We start from the raw sequence: 17,951 nt of genomic DNA, 5'->3' as shown, positions 1-17,951 counted from the left end.
TGACTCTAGTCGCTCGATTATCCGACTTTTGGCGTGCGATCGGACTCCATAGTCGCTATTGGCATAAAAAACACGCTGAATGAGCCCATTTCTGCCGAATAGCTGCACTGGGGTCCGAAACTATGCCAAAAAGGCTTTAAATGGGCAAATAGCGTCCCCTGAGTCCGAAAGCCTCAGGGGACGCCTAGGATTCCGCACGATCGGACACAGATGACTCTATTCGCTCGATTATCCGACTTTTGGCGTGCGATCGGACTCCATAGACCCTATTGGCATGAAAAACACGCTACAGGAGCCCATTTTTGCCGAATAGCTGCACTGGAGTCCGAAACTATGCCAAACTGGCTGTCAATTCGCAAATAGCGTCCCCTGAGTCCGCACGTCTCAGGGGACGCTTAGGATTCCGCGCGATCGGACTCAGATGACTCTATACGCTCGATTATCCGACTTTTGGCGTGCGATCGGACTCCATAGTCGCTATTGGCATAAAAAACACGCTACAGGAGCCCATTTTTGCCGAATAGCTGCACTGGGGTCCGAAACTATGCCCAAAAGGCTTTAAATGGGCAAATAGCGTCTTCTAAGTCCGGAAGCCTCAGGGAATATCTAAATAACAACCCGGGATTACTTGTGTACGAGTTATGAGATACGTGGGTTCGTGGGTTCGTGGGTTCGTGGGTTCGTGGGTTCGTGGGTTCGTGGGTTCGTGGGTTCGTGGGTTCGTGGGTTCGTGGGTTCGTGGGCTCGTAGGTTCGTTGGCTCGTAGGTTCGTTGGTTCGTTGGTTCGTGGGTTCGTGGGTTCGTGGGTTCGTGGGCTCGTAGGTTCGTTGGTTCGTTGGTTCGTTGGTTCGTGGGTTCGTGGGTTCGTTGGTTGGTGGGTTCGTTGGCTCGTAGGTTCGTTGGCTCGTAGGTTCGTTGGCTCATAGGTTCATAGCGGGTTCTCTACCTTCCCGTCCTTCCATCCTCCCGCCCCTCCGTCCCTCTGCCTATCTAGACCCGGGGTTCAAACGCTCGAGCCTCAGATTACGAGTTACTGAGGCTTCCAAAGGAACGTATATTCACTGAAGCTCACCAAACCAACGCAAGGTAGGGGAGCCGTTAGCCATTAGCTAGCCGTCAGTTAGCTGTTGATTACCCATCAGTTAGCCGTTAATTACCCATCAGTCGTCAGCCGTCAGTTACCCATCAGTCACTCATCAATTACCCTCAGTTACCCATCACCATCGTTTCCTGCCACTTACCCACAATCGACTAAGCATCTCTCCCCAAAAACAGCAAAGCAGCGATCCTCCAGTAACGGAGAGATCGCTGCTTTGCTGTTTAACAAGGTATGTCTCAGCCAGCGAATTAAGGAATCATCATGCCCATTTCACTAGCCGCTTCCTTCAGTACCGCGGCATATTCCACTAGCGTATCTCGGGATAAGCGACTAACTGGGCCGGACAGTGATAACGCCGCAATCACATTTCCACTGCGGCCCGTAACAGGCACCGCCACCGCGGCCGCACCGGGCTCGCGTTCCTCGAAACTAGTGGCATATCCGAGCCGGATAATGTCATTAAGCTGCTCTTGATAGACATCCTTCTCAACGTAGTCCGGCCATCCCGAACTCTCCAGCAATTCTTTCAGCACCTCTGGAGGAGCATAGGCTGCCAGCACTTTGCTTGATGCCCCCACAGATAAAGGCAATCTCGCACCGATCTGCGCCACTCGCCGGATGGCCTGCTGGCTCTGAACCGCCTGAATCCGCACACGTTCTATGCCGTCGCGTAAGTATAAACTAACAGTCTCCCCTAGCCGATCCCGCAGCCGTTCCATTGACGGCAATAATACCGCGGCTGACTCATCAAAAGCAGGCAAATGCGTAGATAATTCCCAAATTCGTATACCCAAACTGTATTTCTCAGTGGCCGGATTACGAATGAGAAAGCCCTTTTCCTCCAAGGTTGCCAGCAGCCGATGGACGGTACTTTTATGTAAATCAATCTTTGAAGCGATCTCCGTCAACCCTAAATCTCTGTCCTGCGTAAAACAAAGCAATATATCAAGCGCACGTTCTACCGCACGCACTGTAAGCTTTCGGTCCTCCATGACAATCTCCCCTCGTGTTTCATCAAATGAAACTCGGTTACATTATAACTAACTCTATCTTAGTGCAAAACTCTATGGAAAGTCCAGTATATTCACTCCGCCGGAGTTGTGCCAAAAATGTGCCGGAAAAGGTTGGGCCGCACTTTACAGTTACATTACAAAAGCGTCTAATTCATTGACTTTGTAAGGGCTTTTTCATACGATTAACATATTAAATTATCTACTGATGCTTTAGAATCATTTTTACAAATTCTTCTAGGCACTAGTACTCACATCATTCTAGGAGGGGACCATATGGATCTGGCAACTCGCCAAACCGGCACAACCGTCTCCCGTCGACCTAAACTACCTAAACAAGGCAGTTCGTCCCGGCTATCGCTGCGGATGATTCGTGTGAAGCATATTATCGTTGCACTGCTATTATCTATTTTTTTCTTCTTAGCCTTCTGCTTTGTCTCACTTCATGGCTATATCGCCTGGGTATTATCTAATCCAACGGTCGCACCTCTGTATTCCAATCCCATGCAGGCCAAAGGTCTCGCATACGAGGATGTGACGTTTCCAGCTAAAGATGGAAGTCGGATGATGAGCGGCTGGTATATTCCCTCCGAAGGGGCTACCAAAACTATCGTGTTCAGCCATGGCTATGGCGCCAACCGGGAAGAATCTTGGGTACCTATGTACGATCTCGCTCACTATGCACACAGTCTGAATTTCAATGTCGTGATGTTTGATTACGGCTTTGCTGCCCAAGGCAACAAGGATATTGCAACCGGAGGTAAAAAAGAATCCCAGCAGCTTCTAGGCGCTATTGATTTTGCTAAGGAACGTGGAGCTGAGGAGTTAGTGGTATGGGGCTTCTCCATGGGAGCAGGCACAGCACTGCAAACAGGATTAGTATCAGAGGACATTGACGCGATGATTCTGGACAGCACCTTTTTGTTAGAGCCAGATACGCTGTATCATAATATTAAGCAAAATATTGATCTGCCCCGCCAGCCTTCCCTGGCGATTATGGAAATGCTGTTCCCAGTTCTGAACGGTACGGGGCTGAATCAAATTCCTTATGCGAAGGTCAAATCCGAAGATTATCCTTTCCCTATTCTACTCATGCATGGAACCGAAGATGATAAAGCTCCTTATCCTATTGCCGAAAAGCTGGCCGCGAACCAAAGCAATCCGTTCTCAGATTCCTGGGTCGTAGAGGGCAGCCATCATGAATTGCTATTCCGTGAGCACCCGCGTGAGTATTTGCGGCGAGTCTCTGCTTTCTTAGGAAATGTTCAACTAGCCAAAACCTACAATGGCAACCAGCCGGCGATGGCAAGTAACTAGTTAAGCACTACAATCCGCCTCTGTCCCCTGATGGGTCAGTTGCTTCAACCATTTACCACGGCGAAAACGCACGTAACCTATAACCAATCGAACAGCCTCTTCCAGGGACAGAAAGAAGTATACCCAGGGAAGAGGCTGTTTCCATCCCCATGACAACAGTAGCCCTAGAGGCACCCCAAGCAACCAAGTTGTCGAGCCTTCCATAATAAAGACGAATTTACTATCGCCACCACTCTGCAGGATCCCTCCCGCAATCATCATATTGCCCACCTTTATCCATAAAAAAAGAGCAAAAAAGCAGATAACGGAAGTGGCCATTCGGCGTTCTTCCAATGTTAAGTTAAAGGCTGAGACGTAGAGCGGGGCAAGAACAGCAATAAGCACACCAAGCAGCAATGAAATCCCTACTCCTATTCGAACAAAAAAACGAGCATACTGAAAAGCACCTGCATTATTATTTTCTCCCAGCTTATGTCCGACCATAATGCCAGCTGCACCAGAAAGCCCTGCCAGAAGTCCAATCGTCAACCCCTGCAGCGGAAAGGTCACTGTCATAGCGGTCATCTCCGCTGTGCCCATACGGCTATATATTACGGAATAACAAGCCTCCCCTAAGACCCAAACCAATTCCGTTAAAACAATAGGCGCTATCGTTCTTAAAAAAGGTATGCACAGCGCTTTCGAAAACGAACTGAGATCCTTAATACCTCCGGCACCCGGCAGCTTTCCACGATATACAGCTCCGACAATCAAGGCACTTTCGACTATACGTGAGATTAACGTTGCATATGCCGCACCTGCAAGTCCAAGCTCTGGAAATCCCCAATGCCCAAAAATAAGCGCATAGTTTAAAATAATATTCATTCCTACAGCAGCTATGCTAACAATCATTGGATACTTTACATGTCCTGAACTTCGTAGAACCGCCGAATAGAGCATCGTCAACATCGTTGGAATATAACTGAGGGCAACGATTTTCAGAAAAATGTACCCATTCTCCAACACTTCTTTATCCGTTGTAAAAATAGACAGACATAGCCGAGGGTTGAAAAAAACAAATATCGTAAATGAACCCGACAAGATCAGGCCAATTCCAAGACTTAATCCCAGTAGTGGTGTGATGCTCTTTCGGTCTTTACTCCCCCAATATTGAGCCGCGTATATAGCAAGACCCGTAGCAAGACCCGCCAGTACCACTGAAATCACGCTATAGATTTTACTAGCCATCCCAACCGAAGCGATTGCTACACCCCCAAGCTGCCCTACCATCAATTGATCTACTAAATACAGCACCGCCATGACTAGACTTTGGAGGGATATCGGTACCGCTAATTTTAAAAGCTGATTATAAAATTGCTTCTTCTCAAGCTTGTTCATACCCTCATCTCATTTCTCAAAGTTTTTCTACTACCCCATAGGATTTCATTAATCGGTCCACACGACAAAAAAAAGGTACACCCTCCTTTTCGCGAGGTTGTACCTTTCGGTATCATTTCCTTTATTTTCCTGTATTATTTCACCATATCAAACGGTTGTCAACGATATTATTATCGCGTTCTTATGCTCTTCATAAGCTATCATGAGCACACATATAATGGACTGATGAAGACATATCACGGGAGGTTTTCTTGGAATGTTATATGTATACGGGCCGATGCTGCCAGTACGTATTTTAGAAGAAATCGTATTCTGGAAAACACAAGAGAAAGAGCATACCGAGGTTATCAAAGCAATCGTACCTAACCTGGAGGAACCCTATGTTAAACTGCTGGATGAATGGGCAGTGGTCTTCGGTGCCACAGAGATGGCCGCTCAGCAGTTATTGAATTCTGCCCTCTCTGCTTCTCCACCAAGTCAGGCTGAACTCACTGCGGAAACAGAAAAGCTGCTGCATATCTCCTGTACCCAATCCCAAGAATTTGTTCGGCAGCTTTTTGCCATTATGGAAAGTAGCGCAGCCGTCAAAGCCGTCCCCCTTGCTACCACTGTGATCCTGCATATTATTCGCGAATCAGAGTATTTCCTTGCCGTACTGCACACTCTGAGCTCGCCCGGACAGCTCACGCAAATTATGAGAGATTATACAGCAGCCGACTATGTCGTAAGAACAGAAGAGGACAATGTCACGCGGAATGAGGGACTTATTCCTTCTACAGATACTATCCTTGATATTCGTGAAATGAGTGCTGTGCCAATTGGCGGACATACGCTGCCTCCATTGCCTTATGCTTATAATGCGCTGGAACCATACATCGATGAGAAAACCATGCGGATTCATCACGATAAACACCATCAAAGTTATGTAGATGGACTAAATAAAGCGGAGAACAAGCTAGCTGAGGCTCGCAAGAAAGGAGATTTCGATCTCGTTAAGCATTGGGAGCGGGAGCTAGCCTTTAATGGGGCAGGCCACTATCTCCATACAATCTTCTGGAACGTAATGTCTCCACAAGGTGGCGGGCGTCCAACTGGAGCCTTACTGGAAGCCATTGAACAAAGCTTTGGCAGCTATGACAACTTCAAGAAACAGTTCACAGAAGCTGCGAATAAGGTTGAAGGTGGCGGCTGGGCTATTCTCGTCTGGAGTCCACGCAGTCATAGACTGGAGATTTTGACTGCGGAGAAACATCAGAACCTGTCACAATGGGACGTGGTTCCGTTACTGGCTCTGGATGTATGGGAGCATGCCTATTACCTTAAACATCAGAATAATCGGGCCGATTATATTGAGGATTGGTGGAAGGTCGTTAACTGGCCTTACGTCTCAGAACGTTATGCTGCTGCCAGTAAACTGGCCTGGAAGCCTTTTTGATATTATTTCAATTCACAGTGAACATCACTCTTATTCCCACACCCTGACCAAAAAGGACCCATCATTCACATTACGTGAACGATGGGTCCTTCCAATTTCGAGGTATGCACCCCGATATTTATTCCTTAATCAAGCTTAGAAACTCCGCACGAGCGGCGGCATCCTCACGGAAGACCCCTCTAGTAGCCATAGTTACCGTTTTGCTGCCTGGCTTCTTCACTCCGCGTGCACACATACACAGATGTTCTCCCTCCACAACAACCATAACACCGTGGGGGCCTAGCACCTCCGTCATAATATCAGCAATTTGCGCCGTAATGCGTTCTTGAACCTGTAGACGCCGGCTTACTGCTTCAACAAGCCGAGCTAATTTGCTGAGTCCAGCAATACGTCCGCTCGGAATGTATCCTATATGCACTTTACCAAAGAAAGGAGCCATGTGGTGTTCACATTGGCTGTAATAGACGATATCCTTAACGATCACTAGCTCTTCATGAGACTCATCAAAAGTAACGCCGAGCGCCTCGCGGGGATCTATCGAATAACCGCCGAATATCTCCTCGTACATCCGCGTAACACGTGCCGGTGTTTCCAGCAGTCCCTCGCGGCCGGTATCTTCACCGATTAATTCTAATATTTTCTCAACGTGATACTCGATTTGCTCACGGTTCTCTGCAACTTTACCGTTCACATATTCCTTGATGTTCCCCATGATGTCTCCCCCTTCCGCACCCGTATACATGTTATCCGGACCCGGTTACTTACTTCTACGTTTATTCCCTTTAGCTGCTCCTGGGCGCGCACCTGGCTGTCCCTGAGTCTTCATCATTTGCTGGGCACGCTGCATTTGCTTCCCGTTCAGGTTATAACCCATTTGCTTTGCAACCTTTTGCAGCATTTCAGGATCATTCTGCATGTTTGTCATTTGTTTGCGCAGATAATATACACCGATGAAAAAACCACCGATGAGACCTACGACCAATGTAATAATAGGTAATGCGATACTCATCTAAAGCCCACCTCTACACTCTATTGTCTGCATCGCCATATGGCACGCGAATCTATCATAGCATTTCGGGAACTGGACAGCAATTGGCAATATGCAACCTGTCTATGAACTTTTTCCTCCATTAATATCGCTGTCCTCCCGTGCCTTCTTCCCAGTAAGGAGCACATCCTGCGCCCGGCTTAGCATTTCCCTCACCGTGCTATCCTCCTCGCGCTCTAAACCCGCTTCTACAGCCGCTAGAGCCTCATCACCGCCAATACGTCCAAGCGCCCAAGCAGCAGTGCCCCGCATCTCTGGCCGCGGCTCTTTCAGAACAATCTCTGATAGCTTTGGCACAGCCCCGGCTTCCTTAAAATTGCCTAGGGCAATGATCGCATTTCGCTGCATCGGCTTTTTGCCTCTCCAGGCTGCTGAGCTATTGCCGAATTTCTCTTTGAACTCACGATTGCTAAGATCAAGGATCGGCAGCAGCAGCGGCTTCACAATTTCAGGATCAGGTTGCATCTGAGGGCGATGATTCCAGTTCTTACCCCTATTCTTGGGACATACAATCTGGCAAGTATCACAGCCGTATAGACGATTGCCGATCTTGGTCATATACTCCTCGCTGAGGAACCCTTTAGTCTGCGTCAAAAAAGAAATACAAGCCTGTGCGTTAAGCTGACCCGGACCCACCAGCGCTCCGGTCGGACAAGCATCAATGCACTTAGTACACTCCCCGCAGCCTTCTTCAACAGGTTCATCCGGAGCAAAAGGAATGTTCGTAACCATTTCCCCAAGATAAATCCATGATCCCCATTTGGGCGAGATGATAGAACAGTTTTTGCCGCTGAAGCCTATTCCCGCTCTTTCCGCTACCGCTCTATCTACTAGAACACCAGTGTCCACCATACTTTCCAGCACAGCCTCCGGTACACGCTCGTGAATAAATTCCTCTAGCTTACTTAAGGCTTCCCTCAGCACATGGTGATAGTCCCTGCCCCAAGATGCCCGGGCGAGGATGCCTCTACGTGCACCCGGCTCAGATTTAGGAGGGTTCTCCATTTTAGAAGGGTAAGCCACTGCAATCGAAATAATAGATAACGGCTTGTCTCCAGAAGACAATGCTGGAACTGTCCTTTTATCCAGATCGGGTTCCTCGAAGCCAGATTCATATCCTTTGTCCCGGTGGTCTTGCAGTATATTTTTTAAATATAAAAAAGGTTCTGCTGTTGTAAATCCGATATCATCAATACCGAGTGATGTCGCAGCCTCCTGAATCTCTGCTTTAAGCTGTGCCCACTTGGAAGGCGGGGGAGCATACGATGACTGAAATGTATTGGTCATTTCCGCCTTCTCCTTTCATATCTTCGCTGACTTTCTTATAATCTATTCAGTTTTGACAGAGGCCACCATATATAATCAGCCCTGCCGACAATCATATCCTGTGAAATAGAGCCGAAGTAACGGCTGTCCTTGCTGGCTGAAGCATGACGGTTATCGCCCATTACAAAATAATTGCCACTTTCCACGGTTAACGCTGCAAAATCCGGATCTTCAATCTCAGTATCGATATAGGGCTCATTCACTATTTTTCCATTCACGTATAACTGATGATTCCGTACCTCTATGATATCTCCAGGTATGCCAATCACTCGCTTCACTAAATACTCCTTATGACTAGGTCCGGTACTTGGATCATGAAGAATGACAACATCACCATGTTTTGGATTTACGAAGAGCAATGAAATTTTATTAATGAAGAGCCTCTCACCCTCCCAGAGCGTTGGCTGCATAGACTGACCTTTAACCGTTGATATATTGAACACAAAAACATTAAGAACAGACATCACAGCAAAAACAATCACAGCTGTAAGCAGCCAATCCTTCATTTCCGAGACCAAACGACCGCCCAGGGTAGTCTTGGATCTGGAGGATCTATGTCTTTGTTTCCTATTTCTCGTGTAATCTACTTGGGGCTCCTGATTCAATATGTCACCTCTGTTCTCAATAATTGAAGTCTATACTTGCAGATATTATAACAATAAAAAAGCATATCTCCCAGCCATTAGCAATGGACTTCTGGAAAATACGCTCGAGTATGAATGAAACAGACTATATCGTCAGCTATAGTTCTTTTTTCTAGAAAATGTTTCCGCTTTCGCAGCTGAGTGATCAAAATTACCCAACAATGCTCAGCTTCCGGACAGATTTAAAGATTTGATTCTCGCTATATCCCATAGCTTCATACAATGGCAAAGCAAAAGAATTATGCTCATCGACGGCTACATAGATACCACTGACTTTACGAGCTTGAAACCTGGATTCCATAGCTGATACCAGACTTCTACCGACTCCTCTGCGGCGATAATCAGGATGTACAGCAATCCGGAAATAACAACCGTGGTTTTTCTCAATTGTACCAATCAGTGCTCCAACAATTTCTTCTTCATCTTCCGCAACTACAATGAGATCTGAATCCCAAGAAAGCTGCCTGGAGAAAGGCTCGATAGTGTTCTCGAAACACTCTTCCGATAATGCGGTTTGCAGCAAATCAGTCACAGGGCTAACGTCGCTTAATTGAAAGGAACGAACGTGCATTCTTTAAAATCTCCCTTGTCTATGGCTTATGAATTTAACAAAAAGAAGGGGTTCCCTTAACATAGAGAAAATAAAAAAAAGCATCAAATATCGAGGAATACCTGCTTTTAAATCTATTAAAGCACACTTTTCTTGTGATATCATCATTTTTCTTTTGAAAGCGCTTAATATCAAACGTTTACATTTCGGATGGGGTTCATTTCTTCATTAAAAGGGTATTAATAAGGATATATGTCTATAGGTTAGGGACTATTTATTTTAACATTCTAAATACAATTGTAAAACCCTTTCCCTCTCCAATTATACTTTATAAACATTTATGTTTGTTTAGTGTTGCATTATTGGTCTAGATACGGTTTAATTAAAGTATCCTATTGGGCGAAACCCTATAGTACATATTTACAATAAAGGATTTTGACGTTAGTTCGCCAGAATTCTTTATCTATAACAAAATTCTAATATAACTCAGGAGGGATTTTTCCATGGCATTTCAATTACCGGCACTTCCTTATCCGAACAACGCACTCGAACCACACATCGACGCATTGACGATGGAAATTCACCATGACAGACACCATAACACATATGTAACTAATCTGAATGCAGCTTTGGAAAAAGCACCTGAATTGCAAAGCAAAAGCATTGAAGAGCTTCTTACAGATCTGAACGCTGTACCTGAAGCTATCCGTACTGCTGTTCGCAACAATGGTGGCGGACACGCTAACCACACTTTGTTCTGGGAAGTTATCGGACCAAACGGCGGCGGCGCACCAACTGGCGCATTGGCTGAAGCTATCGATAAAGAACTGGGCGGATTCGAAAAATTCAAAGAAGATTTCGCAGCAGCAGCAACTACTCGTTTCGGCAGCGGCTGGGCTTGGCTAGTTGTTAAAGATGGCAAACTGGCAGTAACAAGCACACCTAACCAAGACAACCCAATCAGCGAAGGCGCTACTCCAATCCTCGGACTGGATGTATGGGAGCACGCTTACTACCTGAACTACCAAAACAAACGCCCTGATTACATCAAAGCGTTCTGGAACGTAGTAAACTGGGAAGAAGTTGGCAAACGTTACGAAAGCGCAAAATAAGAAATTCCATTTGGCTTATGCCATTTAACTAAAAAAGAAGGTATCTCAGAGCCGAATAGGCTAAGGGATACCTTCTTTGTTTAGGTTGGAGATATAGAGAGATAAAGATAAAGACAGAGATTGACTGATTGATTGGTTGAGATCCTCCCAGACACCGCATTTCACGCCGCTTGCGTCGCTTAAATGGATGCGCTGGATCGGTATAGATCAGAATAGATCGGTATAGATGAGAATAAATCGGAAGAGATCGCAATAAATCGCAATAAATCTATACTCGGCTTACGAGAATCTGCGTTTGGAGTCGCTGAGCAATAGATTAGGGAATAACTCCCTAAAATTCTGCGATATACTCCATAAACACGAGTAATTAGGGAAATACTCCCTAAAAATTATCCGTTTTGGGCATAAAACCGATATTTTCCTAATTATTAAGGAGGTTTTCCCTAAAATGATCAATTACAAGCCAAATCGACCTATTTTTAGGGAAGAATTCCCCAATTAAATCTTTACCACTCTCGTAGCCATAGAACACCAGAAGAATTTAGTTGGAACAAGACTGAACTAATCTGAACCAAATAAACAAATATTTGCTACGAACAGACTGAAGCATACGACCCTACTTAGGCGCATACGACCCTACTTAGGTGCATACGACCCTACTTAGGTGCATACGATCCTACTTAGGTGCATACGACCCTACTTAGGTGCATATGACCATACTTAGGTGCATACTACTCTACTTAGGCGCATATGACCATACTTAGGTGCATTTGACCATACTTAGGTGCATACGACCCTACTTAGGTGCATACATCAAACTCAGGTTTTGTACATTTAGCACTTTAGCAACACAACACAGCGAATCCCCTACTGCTCTAGCTTCGCCCGCTCTTCCTGCTCATCAAAATAAAGGTTCAATAGCTTCAGAAAAACGTTAGGGAACGCATAGTTAGCCATGTCTTCGCGGCTGATCCAGCGCACAGCTCCGCCGTCCTCTGGACTAGCGGTCCCGTCCTCAAATCTCTCGATAGGCATGCTGCTGTCGATTCCTGAGAACAAGTCCGCATCCGCGTTGTACACCGCCCGTCCTTCTGCCGCTATCGGCAGCGGAAGGGCGTCCTCTTCGCTGCAGCGGTACACCTGCAGCGTCCACACGATATGGCTGAAGATATGCTCAGCAGCCATCCAGTGCTTCTCAGGCCGGGCAGAGATCCCAGCCTCCCGCAGTGACCGGCGCAGCCGGTCCAGCGCCGCGACTTCCGGCAGCCGCGCGCCTTTGGCGCCGCCTTCCACAGGCGGCGCCGGCCAGTGCGGCAGCTCCCACATGCGGGCTAACAGCCCGCTTTGTGGCCGCTGCCGGATGAGCACTTGGCCCGCGTGGGCACCGCGGCCCTCGATTAAGGCCGCCAGCCGCTCCTCAGGGCGCGGCGGCTTGGCCTTGGTCTTGACGGGCAGCGAGGTCTCGCAGCCCGCCAGGCGCGCGGCGCAATGCTCCATCACCGGGCAGGTTAAACAGCGCGGTGATTTAGGAGTGCATACGAGCGCCCCAAGCTCCATCAGCGCCTGATTAAAAGATGCCGCTTCCCCCTCCGGGATCAGTTCAGCTGCCAGGCGCTCCATTTTTACGCGGGTGGGTCCCTTGGCGATATCATCCTCTATCAGGAAGTATCGGGACAACACCCGCATCACATTGCCGTCGACCGCTGGCTCCGGCCGATTGAACGCAATGCTAAGGATAGCCCCTGCCGTATAAGGTCCCACTCCCTTTAAACTGAACACAGCCTCGCGATCATTCGGCACCTGCCCGCCATACAGCTCTTTGACCTGTTTGGCCGCATGCTGTATATTGCGAGCACGAGAATAATAACCTAAGCCTTCCCAGCACTTAAGCACGTCCTCTTCTGGTGCATCGGCGAGCGACTCCACGGTAGGAAACCTTTCGATAAACCGATTGAAATACGGGATTACCGTATCCACCCTTGTCTGCTGCAGCATTATTTCAGAAATCCAAATATAATAAGGATTGCGGTGCCGACGCCAAGGCAAATCCCGTTTCTGCCCTTGATACCACTCCAGCAAATGATAGCTGAAATATTGCTTAGCCTCCCGCAGCTCCTGTCCGTCTTGAACTTGTAGATCTTGTTGTGTCATTATAACGCTCCTTGCCCTTCTATAATCAGGGTTCAATTTATGAACCTGGCCCTTCCACGACAGCAAAAGCCGAAGCCAAATCACGGCCATGTGTTATCGTAAGATGAATGGTGTACCTCTGTCCATTTGGCAGATCTAGTCTGCTCCAAGCTTCACACGATAAAGTTACCTCTGGTTTTCCTTTAGCATCAGGCAATATCTCAATATCCTGAAACCCAACTACATTGCCGATGCCACAGCCTAAAGCCTTCACAACTGCTTCCTTGGCAGCAAAACGTCCGGCTACGAACTCAGCCAACCTCCCGCTTCGCTCTTCAGCAAGTTGATATTCTTGCTCTGTTAAGACCCGCTGGTTAAATTTCTTACCCAGTCCTCTATTTATTACCTCTGAGATTCGTTCAATTTCTAACACATCATGTCCGATTCCGTAAATCAACACTTCACGCTCCTTATGGACGTGTATCCCATTTTGCTTCAATAATGGTATGATCAATCATATGAAGTATTATTAAAAGTAATAGTCCTGCAAGATTCTTTCTGCTATCTTAAAAGAAAATGCGCTCTAAGTCTAATAAGACTATCCAGCGACTTCACGATAGACTAGCTGATTTACTTCATTTTTATATATGGAGAGGGGATTACCCTATGAATCATCGTAATTTTGAAATACCTGCCGGAGACGGAGCTGTTCTCCGCTGCTCACAATTCCCAGCCCAAGGCAAAGCCAAAAGCGTTATAGTTATAGCCCATGGCTACAAAGGTTTTAAAGATTGGGGAATGTTTCCTTACATAGCCACAACTCTCAGCCAAGAGCATGAAGTAATTACTTTTAACTTCTCTCATGCTGGCATCGGGGAAGATCTGCTGCATTTCACTGAACTTGAGAAGTTCGCCCGCAACACCTATCGCCGCAGCTTGAAGGACATGGAAATCCTGTTGTCCTATCTTAGTCAACACCCGAAATTCGGCAGCCTGCCGTTATTCCTTCTCGGCCACAGTCTCGGAGGGGGAATTTGTTTGGTCTACACGCTTGATCATCCCAATGAGATCAGCGGAGTAATCTCCTGGAACGGGGTTACGAAACTCGATTTGCTGACGGAAGAACAAAAGCAGCAGATGAAGGAAACAGGAAGAACCTATGTCCTTAATGGACGTACTGGCCAACAAATGCCGCTGGATGCTGTAATTTTAGAAGATATGGAGAACAACAAAGAACGCTATAACATCCTTGAACGCATACAGAAAGCGTCCTTCCCAGTTGTCCTTATTCAAGGCAGTCAAGATGGAGTACATCTCCGCCAAGGATCTGAGCATCTCATCAAACTTCGGCCAGATATTAGCTGGGTGCAGGTTCCTGAGGGTAATCATACGTTCAACACTGTGCATCCTTTTGCTGGCACGACTCCGCAATTAGAGTTCGCGATTGCTGCGACAACTAATTTTATCGATCAGACACTTACGCTTACAGAATAATTATTCTTCTTAGTCTATCCAGCTATCCAACTCACAAAAACCGCCACGAGCTCTGCTGCTACGCAGACCCGTGGCGATTTCTAGTTCAACCTATTCTAAATCCCCGGAATAACATTACGCTTATGTGCCGTTCTCCGGTAATAATTCTCAAGCTTCTCAGCTACTTCAGGGTTAACCTGTTTACCTTCCAGATAGTCGCTGTTATCGTCATAAGTAATGCCCAGCTCGGTTTCATCCGTCTGACCCGGCCATAAGCCCGCCGTAGGTGCTTTTGTGACAATATCCGCAGGCACACCGATATGTGCAGCCAATTGACGTACCTGACGTTTATTAAGTGTGGATAGTGGTGTAATATCTACAGCGCCATCGCCCCACTTCGTGTAGAAGCCGGTAATCGCTTCAGAAGCATGATCCGTTCCTACTACAATTAGATTGTTCTCAAAAGCGAGTGCATATTGCATAACCATACGTGTTCTGGCTTTAACATTTCCTTTGCCTTGATGCGTCATATGGCGGTGTTGGCCTATTGATTTCAGACCATGCTCAACTTCAAGGGCAATTTCATTTACCGCTTCCTCAATGTTGGTCTCCACAGTATGAGTCAGATTAAAAGCTTTGGCAACATCGTAGCTGTGCTGAATATCTTCCTGAACCCCATAAGGCTGGAATACGCCAAGCGTCATATACTCTGTGCCTTTTTCTGCCGACAGCTCGTCCGTAGCCTGTTTACAAAGACCCGCGGCTACCGCACTGTCCACTCCACCACTAATGGCGATCAATAATCCTTTAGCCCCTGCGTTCAGCACGTACGACTTTAAGAAATCAACCCGTTTTCGTGCCTCAACCTCTACATCAATCGTTGGCTTCACGCCAAGATCAGCAATAATTTCTTTCTGTAAACTCACCAAACACACCTCGTTCCATCAGAAATGGTTCCATATCCATCAAAATATCCACCCAAACGAAGCTCATGCTTCTAAGCATATTCTATCCCATTATTGCTCTTATATTTTGAAAAATCCCGCATGCAGCCGATTTGCCGGCTGATGCGAGATTATATGGAATAACTGTTTTTACTGGCACAAACGATTGAAGACTTCTTTCAATTCAGCAGCAATTTCAGCAGCCGAACGATCTTCTACACCATGACGTTCAATAAAGTGAACGAGTTCTCCATCCTTCATCAGTGCGATGGAAGGTGAGGATGGCGGATAAGGAGCAAAATATTCACGTGCTTTAGCAGTAGCTTCTTTCTCTTGACCTGCAAACACTGTGAACAAGTGATCCGGAGTGATTTCATTTTGCAAAGCCTGAGCTACACCTGGACGACATTGTCCAGCAGCACAACCACAGACCGAATTTACGACTACAAGCGATGTTCCTTTTGCGGTTGGAAGAGTTGCTTCCACCTCTTCTGGAGTCATAAGCTCCTGAAACCCGATACTTGTCAGGTCATCACGCATAGGCTGAATTGAATCTCTCATATATTGATTAAAAGACATGGACATTTCTCTGCACTCTCCTTCACTTTTCAACTGTTTGTCAGATAATATTACAGCAGTACTTACTAACTTTATTATACATTCATACTCTGTGAAAGCAAGAGATGCTGTAGAGGGTGATTCAATCTAAGAGCGAACCCCGCTGGGTTCCTCCTTATCCAATGGGAAGGAGATCGTAAAAACCGTGCCCTCTCCTTCTACAGACTCTACATTTATTTTACCGTTATGCCGCTCCACAATACTAAGACACAAGGATAAGCCTAGACCTGTTCCCTGAATTTTCGTCGTAAAAAAGGGTAAAAACAGCTTCTCGCGTTGACTTTCTGACATACCAACACCGCTATCGGTGACAATCAACTCCACTTTATCATGAGTACTGCGTGTCTCCAGCGTCAGCACCCCCTTGGGTCCCATAGCCTCCATACCATTACGTCCTAAATTGAGAATAAGCTGCTTGATTTCCCGGACATTTAGCTCCAATTCATGCAGTGATGGGCTCAGCTTCAGTTCCACACTTTGACCGCGAAGATTAGCATCAGCCCACAGCAATGGACTAACTTCTTCTATAATATGGTGCAGCAGCACCTTCTCTTTATCAGAAACCCGGCTCTGTGCCAAGGATAAAAAATCATTAATAATACTATTAGCGCGGTCCAGCTCTTCCATCACAATCTGATAATAAGAATCCAATTCTTGAGCACTCTTTTCTCTCATCAGCTGCAAAAAACCCCGAACTACCGCCATAGGATTACGAATCTCATGGGTAATTCCAGCAGCCATCTGCCCGACCAAGCTCAAACGTTCCACATGATCCAGCTCTACACGTAGTTTTTCCTCATTGGTCATATCCTGCACAATAATTACAGCACCACTTGTTACCCCTGAGCTCTTATGCATTAACGGCGCTGAATAAATCTGATAGATGCGCGACTCATGAATCATTTTTTCACTGGAACGCCGTTTAGAGCGGATATTATCACTTACCCGCATATAGGCCTGTGTATCCACTGAGCTGTGAAAAAACTTTTTTACCGGTTCGTCAATAATATCCTCTTTTCGCAAATTGGGATAATGAGTCCTCATCATTCCTAACATACAATCATTAAGATCAGTTACAACTCCGTGTTCATCCAGAGACATAATACTCAGAGGGACTACATTGGTAATCTGCTGCAGCTTCTCGGACTCCCACTGGAAACTTTCACTGATACTCTCCATTTGTACTTTATCCCGCAATCTACTTCTAACCATCTCAACAAAATATACAAAAACACCACCTAAAGCGATGGTGAAAAACAGATATACCGTAATCAGAAATGCTTGCACGGAATTTGATTCATATATATTTTCCCCGCCTATAATCGGGACTAACGCAATAAATAGCATGCTTGGACAAAGAATCATCCATAACATACCGATCTTCTCAACTACTGTACCTTTCTTAAAAGGTTTGGCCAGTCCAAACAGTAGCGGATATAATAACACCCCTGAATTCAATATCACGTTACTGATTCCTGTAGGCTCCGCAATGATTACATTGCAGATAAGCAAAAAAATGGACAGTAAAATGCCCGAACGGGTAGTTCCATATAAAATACCAATATACGCAGGGATTAATCCTAAATTCAAATAGGCTACACCAAACAGAGTTGTCGAAAGAAGAGAGCACAGGATAAGACTAAACGTACACGCCAAAATTAAAAAGGTCTGATCATTTGGGAGCTTCCCCTTTTTCCGAGTCACAAATCTACGGTCCACCCACCATTGAAAAAGAAAAAGAAAGGAGCATGCTGCCGATATTTGCAATAAGATATCCTTAACCGCACCAATAATTACAATCACACCCCAAAATGGACAAATTACCCTACATGCTTAGATTAAAGCACAGGATTACTCTCCTGACAACG

16 protein-coding genes and 1 pseudogene are annotated in these 17,951 nt (G+C 46.2%); 5 read left to right on the top strand and 12 right to left on the bottom strand.

Annotation, left to right across the window (positions count from 1 at the left end; genetic code table 11):
• Nucleotides 1-641: 641 nt before the first annotated feature.
• Nucleotides 642-926 (top strand): hypothetical protein, encoded by a 285-nt coding sequence (locus NYE58_RS03535; RefSeq protein ID WP_341001088.1) that lies wholly within the window; start codon nucleotides 642-644, stop codon nucleotides 924-926.
• A 421-nt stretch (nucleotides 927-1,347) separates the two neighbouring features.
• Here the strand turns inward: NYE58_RS03535 and NYE58_RS03530 are convergent, their stop codons facing one another.
• A complete protein-coding gene (locus tag NYE58_RS03530; RefSeq protein ID WP_036676839.1) occupies nucleotides 1,348-2,091 on the bottom strand; it encodes an IclR family transcriptional regulator in 744 nt (247 codons plus the stop codon).
• A 294-nt stretch (nucleotides 2,092-2,385) separates the two neighbouring features.
• Here NYE58_RS03530 and NYE58_RS03525 point away from each other — a divergent pair, with 294 nt between their 5' ends.
• Nucleotides 2,386-3,426: an alpha/beta hydrolase gene (locus tag NYE58_RS03525; RefSeq protein ID WP_139329954.1), complete on the top strand. Its 1,041-nt coding sequence runs from the start codon at nucleotides 2,386-2,388 to the stop codon at nucleotides 3,424-3,426.
• Here NYE58_RS03525 and NYE58_RS03520 read toward each other — a convergent pair whose 3' ends face one another.
• Entirely contained in the window at nucleotides 3,427-4,803 is a 1,377-nt protein-coding gene (locus NYE58_RS03520; RefSeq protein WP_341001086.1) for an MATE family efflux transporter, read from the bottom strand.
• A 256-nt stretch (nucleotides 4,804-5,059) separates the two neighbouring features.
• Between NYE58_RS03520 and NYE58_RS03515 the strand changes: the two genes are divergently transcribed.
• Complete coding sequence (locus NYE58_RS03515) at nucleotides 5,060-6,238, top strand: Fe-Mn family superoxide dismutase (protein WP_076105973.1); 1,179 nt, start codon at nucleotides 5,060-5,062, stop codon at nucleotides 6,236-6,238.
• A gap of 118 nt (nucleotides 6,239-6,356) precedes the next feature.
• Here NYE58_RS03515 and folE read toward each other — a convergent pair whose 3' ends face one another.
• The 5 genes and pseudogenes from folE to NYE58_RS03490 form a co-directional block, all read right to left on the bottom strand.
• Entirely contained in the window at nucleotides 6,357-6,950 is a 594-nt protein-coding gene (gene folE, locus NYE58_RS03510; RefSeq protein ID WP_036676830.1) for a GTP cyclohydrolase I FolE, read from the bottom strand.
• Nucleotides 6,951-6,995: 45 nt separating this feature from the next.
• The gene (locus NYE58_RS03505; RefSeq protein ID WP_036676828.1) at nucleotides 6,996-7,247 is read right to left on the bottom strand and encodes a YneF family protein; all 252 of its coding nucleotides are present in this window, start codon (nucleotides 7,245-7,247) and stop codon (nucleotides 6,996-6,998) included.
• A 129-nt stretch (nucleotides 7,248-7,376) separates the two neighbouring features.
• Nucleotides 7,377-8,573, bottom strand: a pseudogene (gene queG / locus NYE58_RS03500) (tRNA epoxyqueuosine(34) reductase QueG); the annotation flags it as partial.
• A gap of 35 nt (nucleotides 8,574-8,608) precedes the next feature.
• Nucleotides 8,609-9,217, bottom strand: a complete 609-nt coding sequence (gene lepB, locus NYE58_RS03495) for a signal peptidase I (protein WP_076101394.1) — start codon at nucleotides 9,215-9,217, stop codon at nucleotides 8,609-8,611.
• Between the two features lie 190 nt (nucleotides 9,218-9,407).
• The gene (locus NYE58_RS03490) at nucleotides 9,408-9,827 is read right to left on the bottom strand and encodes a GNAT family N-acetyltransferase (RefSeq protein ID WP_036676822.1); all 420 of its coding nucleotides are present in this window, start codon (nucleotides 9,825-9,827) and stop codon (nucleotides 9,408-9,410) included.
• A 482-nt stretch (nucleotides 9,828-10,309) separates the two neighbouring features.
• Between NYE58_RS03490 and NYE58_RS03485 the strand changes: the two genes are divergently transcribed.
• Nucleotides 10,310-10,918 carry a superoxide dismutase gene (locus tag NYE58_RS03485; protein WP_036676820.1) on the top strand — a complete coding sequence of 203 codons (609 nt, stop codon included), beginning with the start codon at nucleotides 10,310-10,312 and terminating at the stop codon, nucleotides 10,916-10,918.
• A gap of 867 nt (nucleotides 10,919-11,785) precedes the next feature.
• Here the strand turns inward: NYE58_RS03485 and mutY are convergent.
• Nucleotides 11,786-13,069: an A/G-specific adenine glycosylase gene (mutY, locus tag NYE58_RS03480; RefSeq protein ID WP_341001084.1), complete on the bottom strand. Its 1,284-nt coding sequence runs from the start codon at nucleotides 13,067-13,069 to the stop codon at nucleotides 11,786-11,788.
• A 37-nt stretch (nucleotides 13,070-13,106) separates the two neighbouring features.
• Nucleotides 13,107-13,505 (bottom strand): holo-ACP synthase, encoded by a 399-nt coding sequence (acpS, locus tag NYE58_RS03475; RefSeq protein ID WP_076124398.1) that lies wholly within the window; start codon nucleotides 13,503-13,505, stop codon nucleotides 13,107-13,109.
• A gap of 209 nt (nucleotides 13,506-13,714) precedes the next feature.
• On the opposite strand from acpS, the gene NYE58_RS03470 reads away from it, so the two are divergent.
• Entirely contained in the window at nucleotides 13,715-14,542 is an 828-nt protein-coding gene (locus NYE58_RS03470) for an alpha/beta hydrolase (RefSeq protein ID WP_341001082.1), read from the top strand.
• A gap of 95 nt (nucleotides 14,543-14,637) precedes the next feature.
• Here the strand turns inward: NYE58_RS03470 and nadE are convergent, their stop codons facing one another.
• The 3 genes from nadE to NYE58_RS03455 all read right to left on the bottom strand — a co-directional run bounded on the left by nadE (nucleotide 14,638) and on the right by NYE58_RS03455 (nucleotide 17,673).
• Nucleotides 14,638-15,447: an ammonia-dependent NAD(+) synthetase gene (nadE, locus tag NYE58_RS03465; RefSeq protein ID WP_076124401.1), complete on the bottom strand. Its 810-nt coding sequence runs from the start codon at nucleotides 15,445-15,447 to the stop codon at nucleotides 14,638-14,640.
• A gap of 168 nt (nucleotides 15,448-15,615) precedes the next feature.
• Entirely contained in the window at nucleotides 15,616-16,050 is a 435-nt protein-coding gene (locus NYE58_RS03460; protein ID WP_036676813.1) for a BrxA/BrxB family bacilliredoxin, read from the bottom strand.
• Between the two features lie 120 nt (nucleotides 16,051-16,170).
• The gene (locus NYE58_RS03455) at nucleotides 16,171-17,673 is read right to left on the bottom strand and encodes an ATP-binding protein (protein WP_081393520.1); all 1,503 of its coding nucleotides are present in this window, start codon (nucleotides 17,671-17,673) and stop codon (nucleotides 16,171-16,173) included.
• Nucleotides 17,674-17,951: the final 278 nt, after the last annotated feature.

Source organism: Paenibacillus sp. FSL L8-0708 (genome assembly GCF_038009325.1).
Classification (GTDB): Bacteria; Bacillota; Bacilli; order Paenibacillales; family Paenibacillaceae; genus Paenibacillus_AQ; species Paenibacillus_AQ odorifer.
Note: the sequence above shows the minus strand (reverse complement) of the source record. Positions and strands in the feature narration are given on the sequence as shown.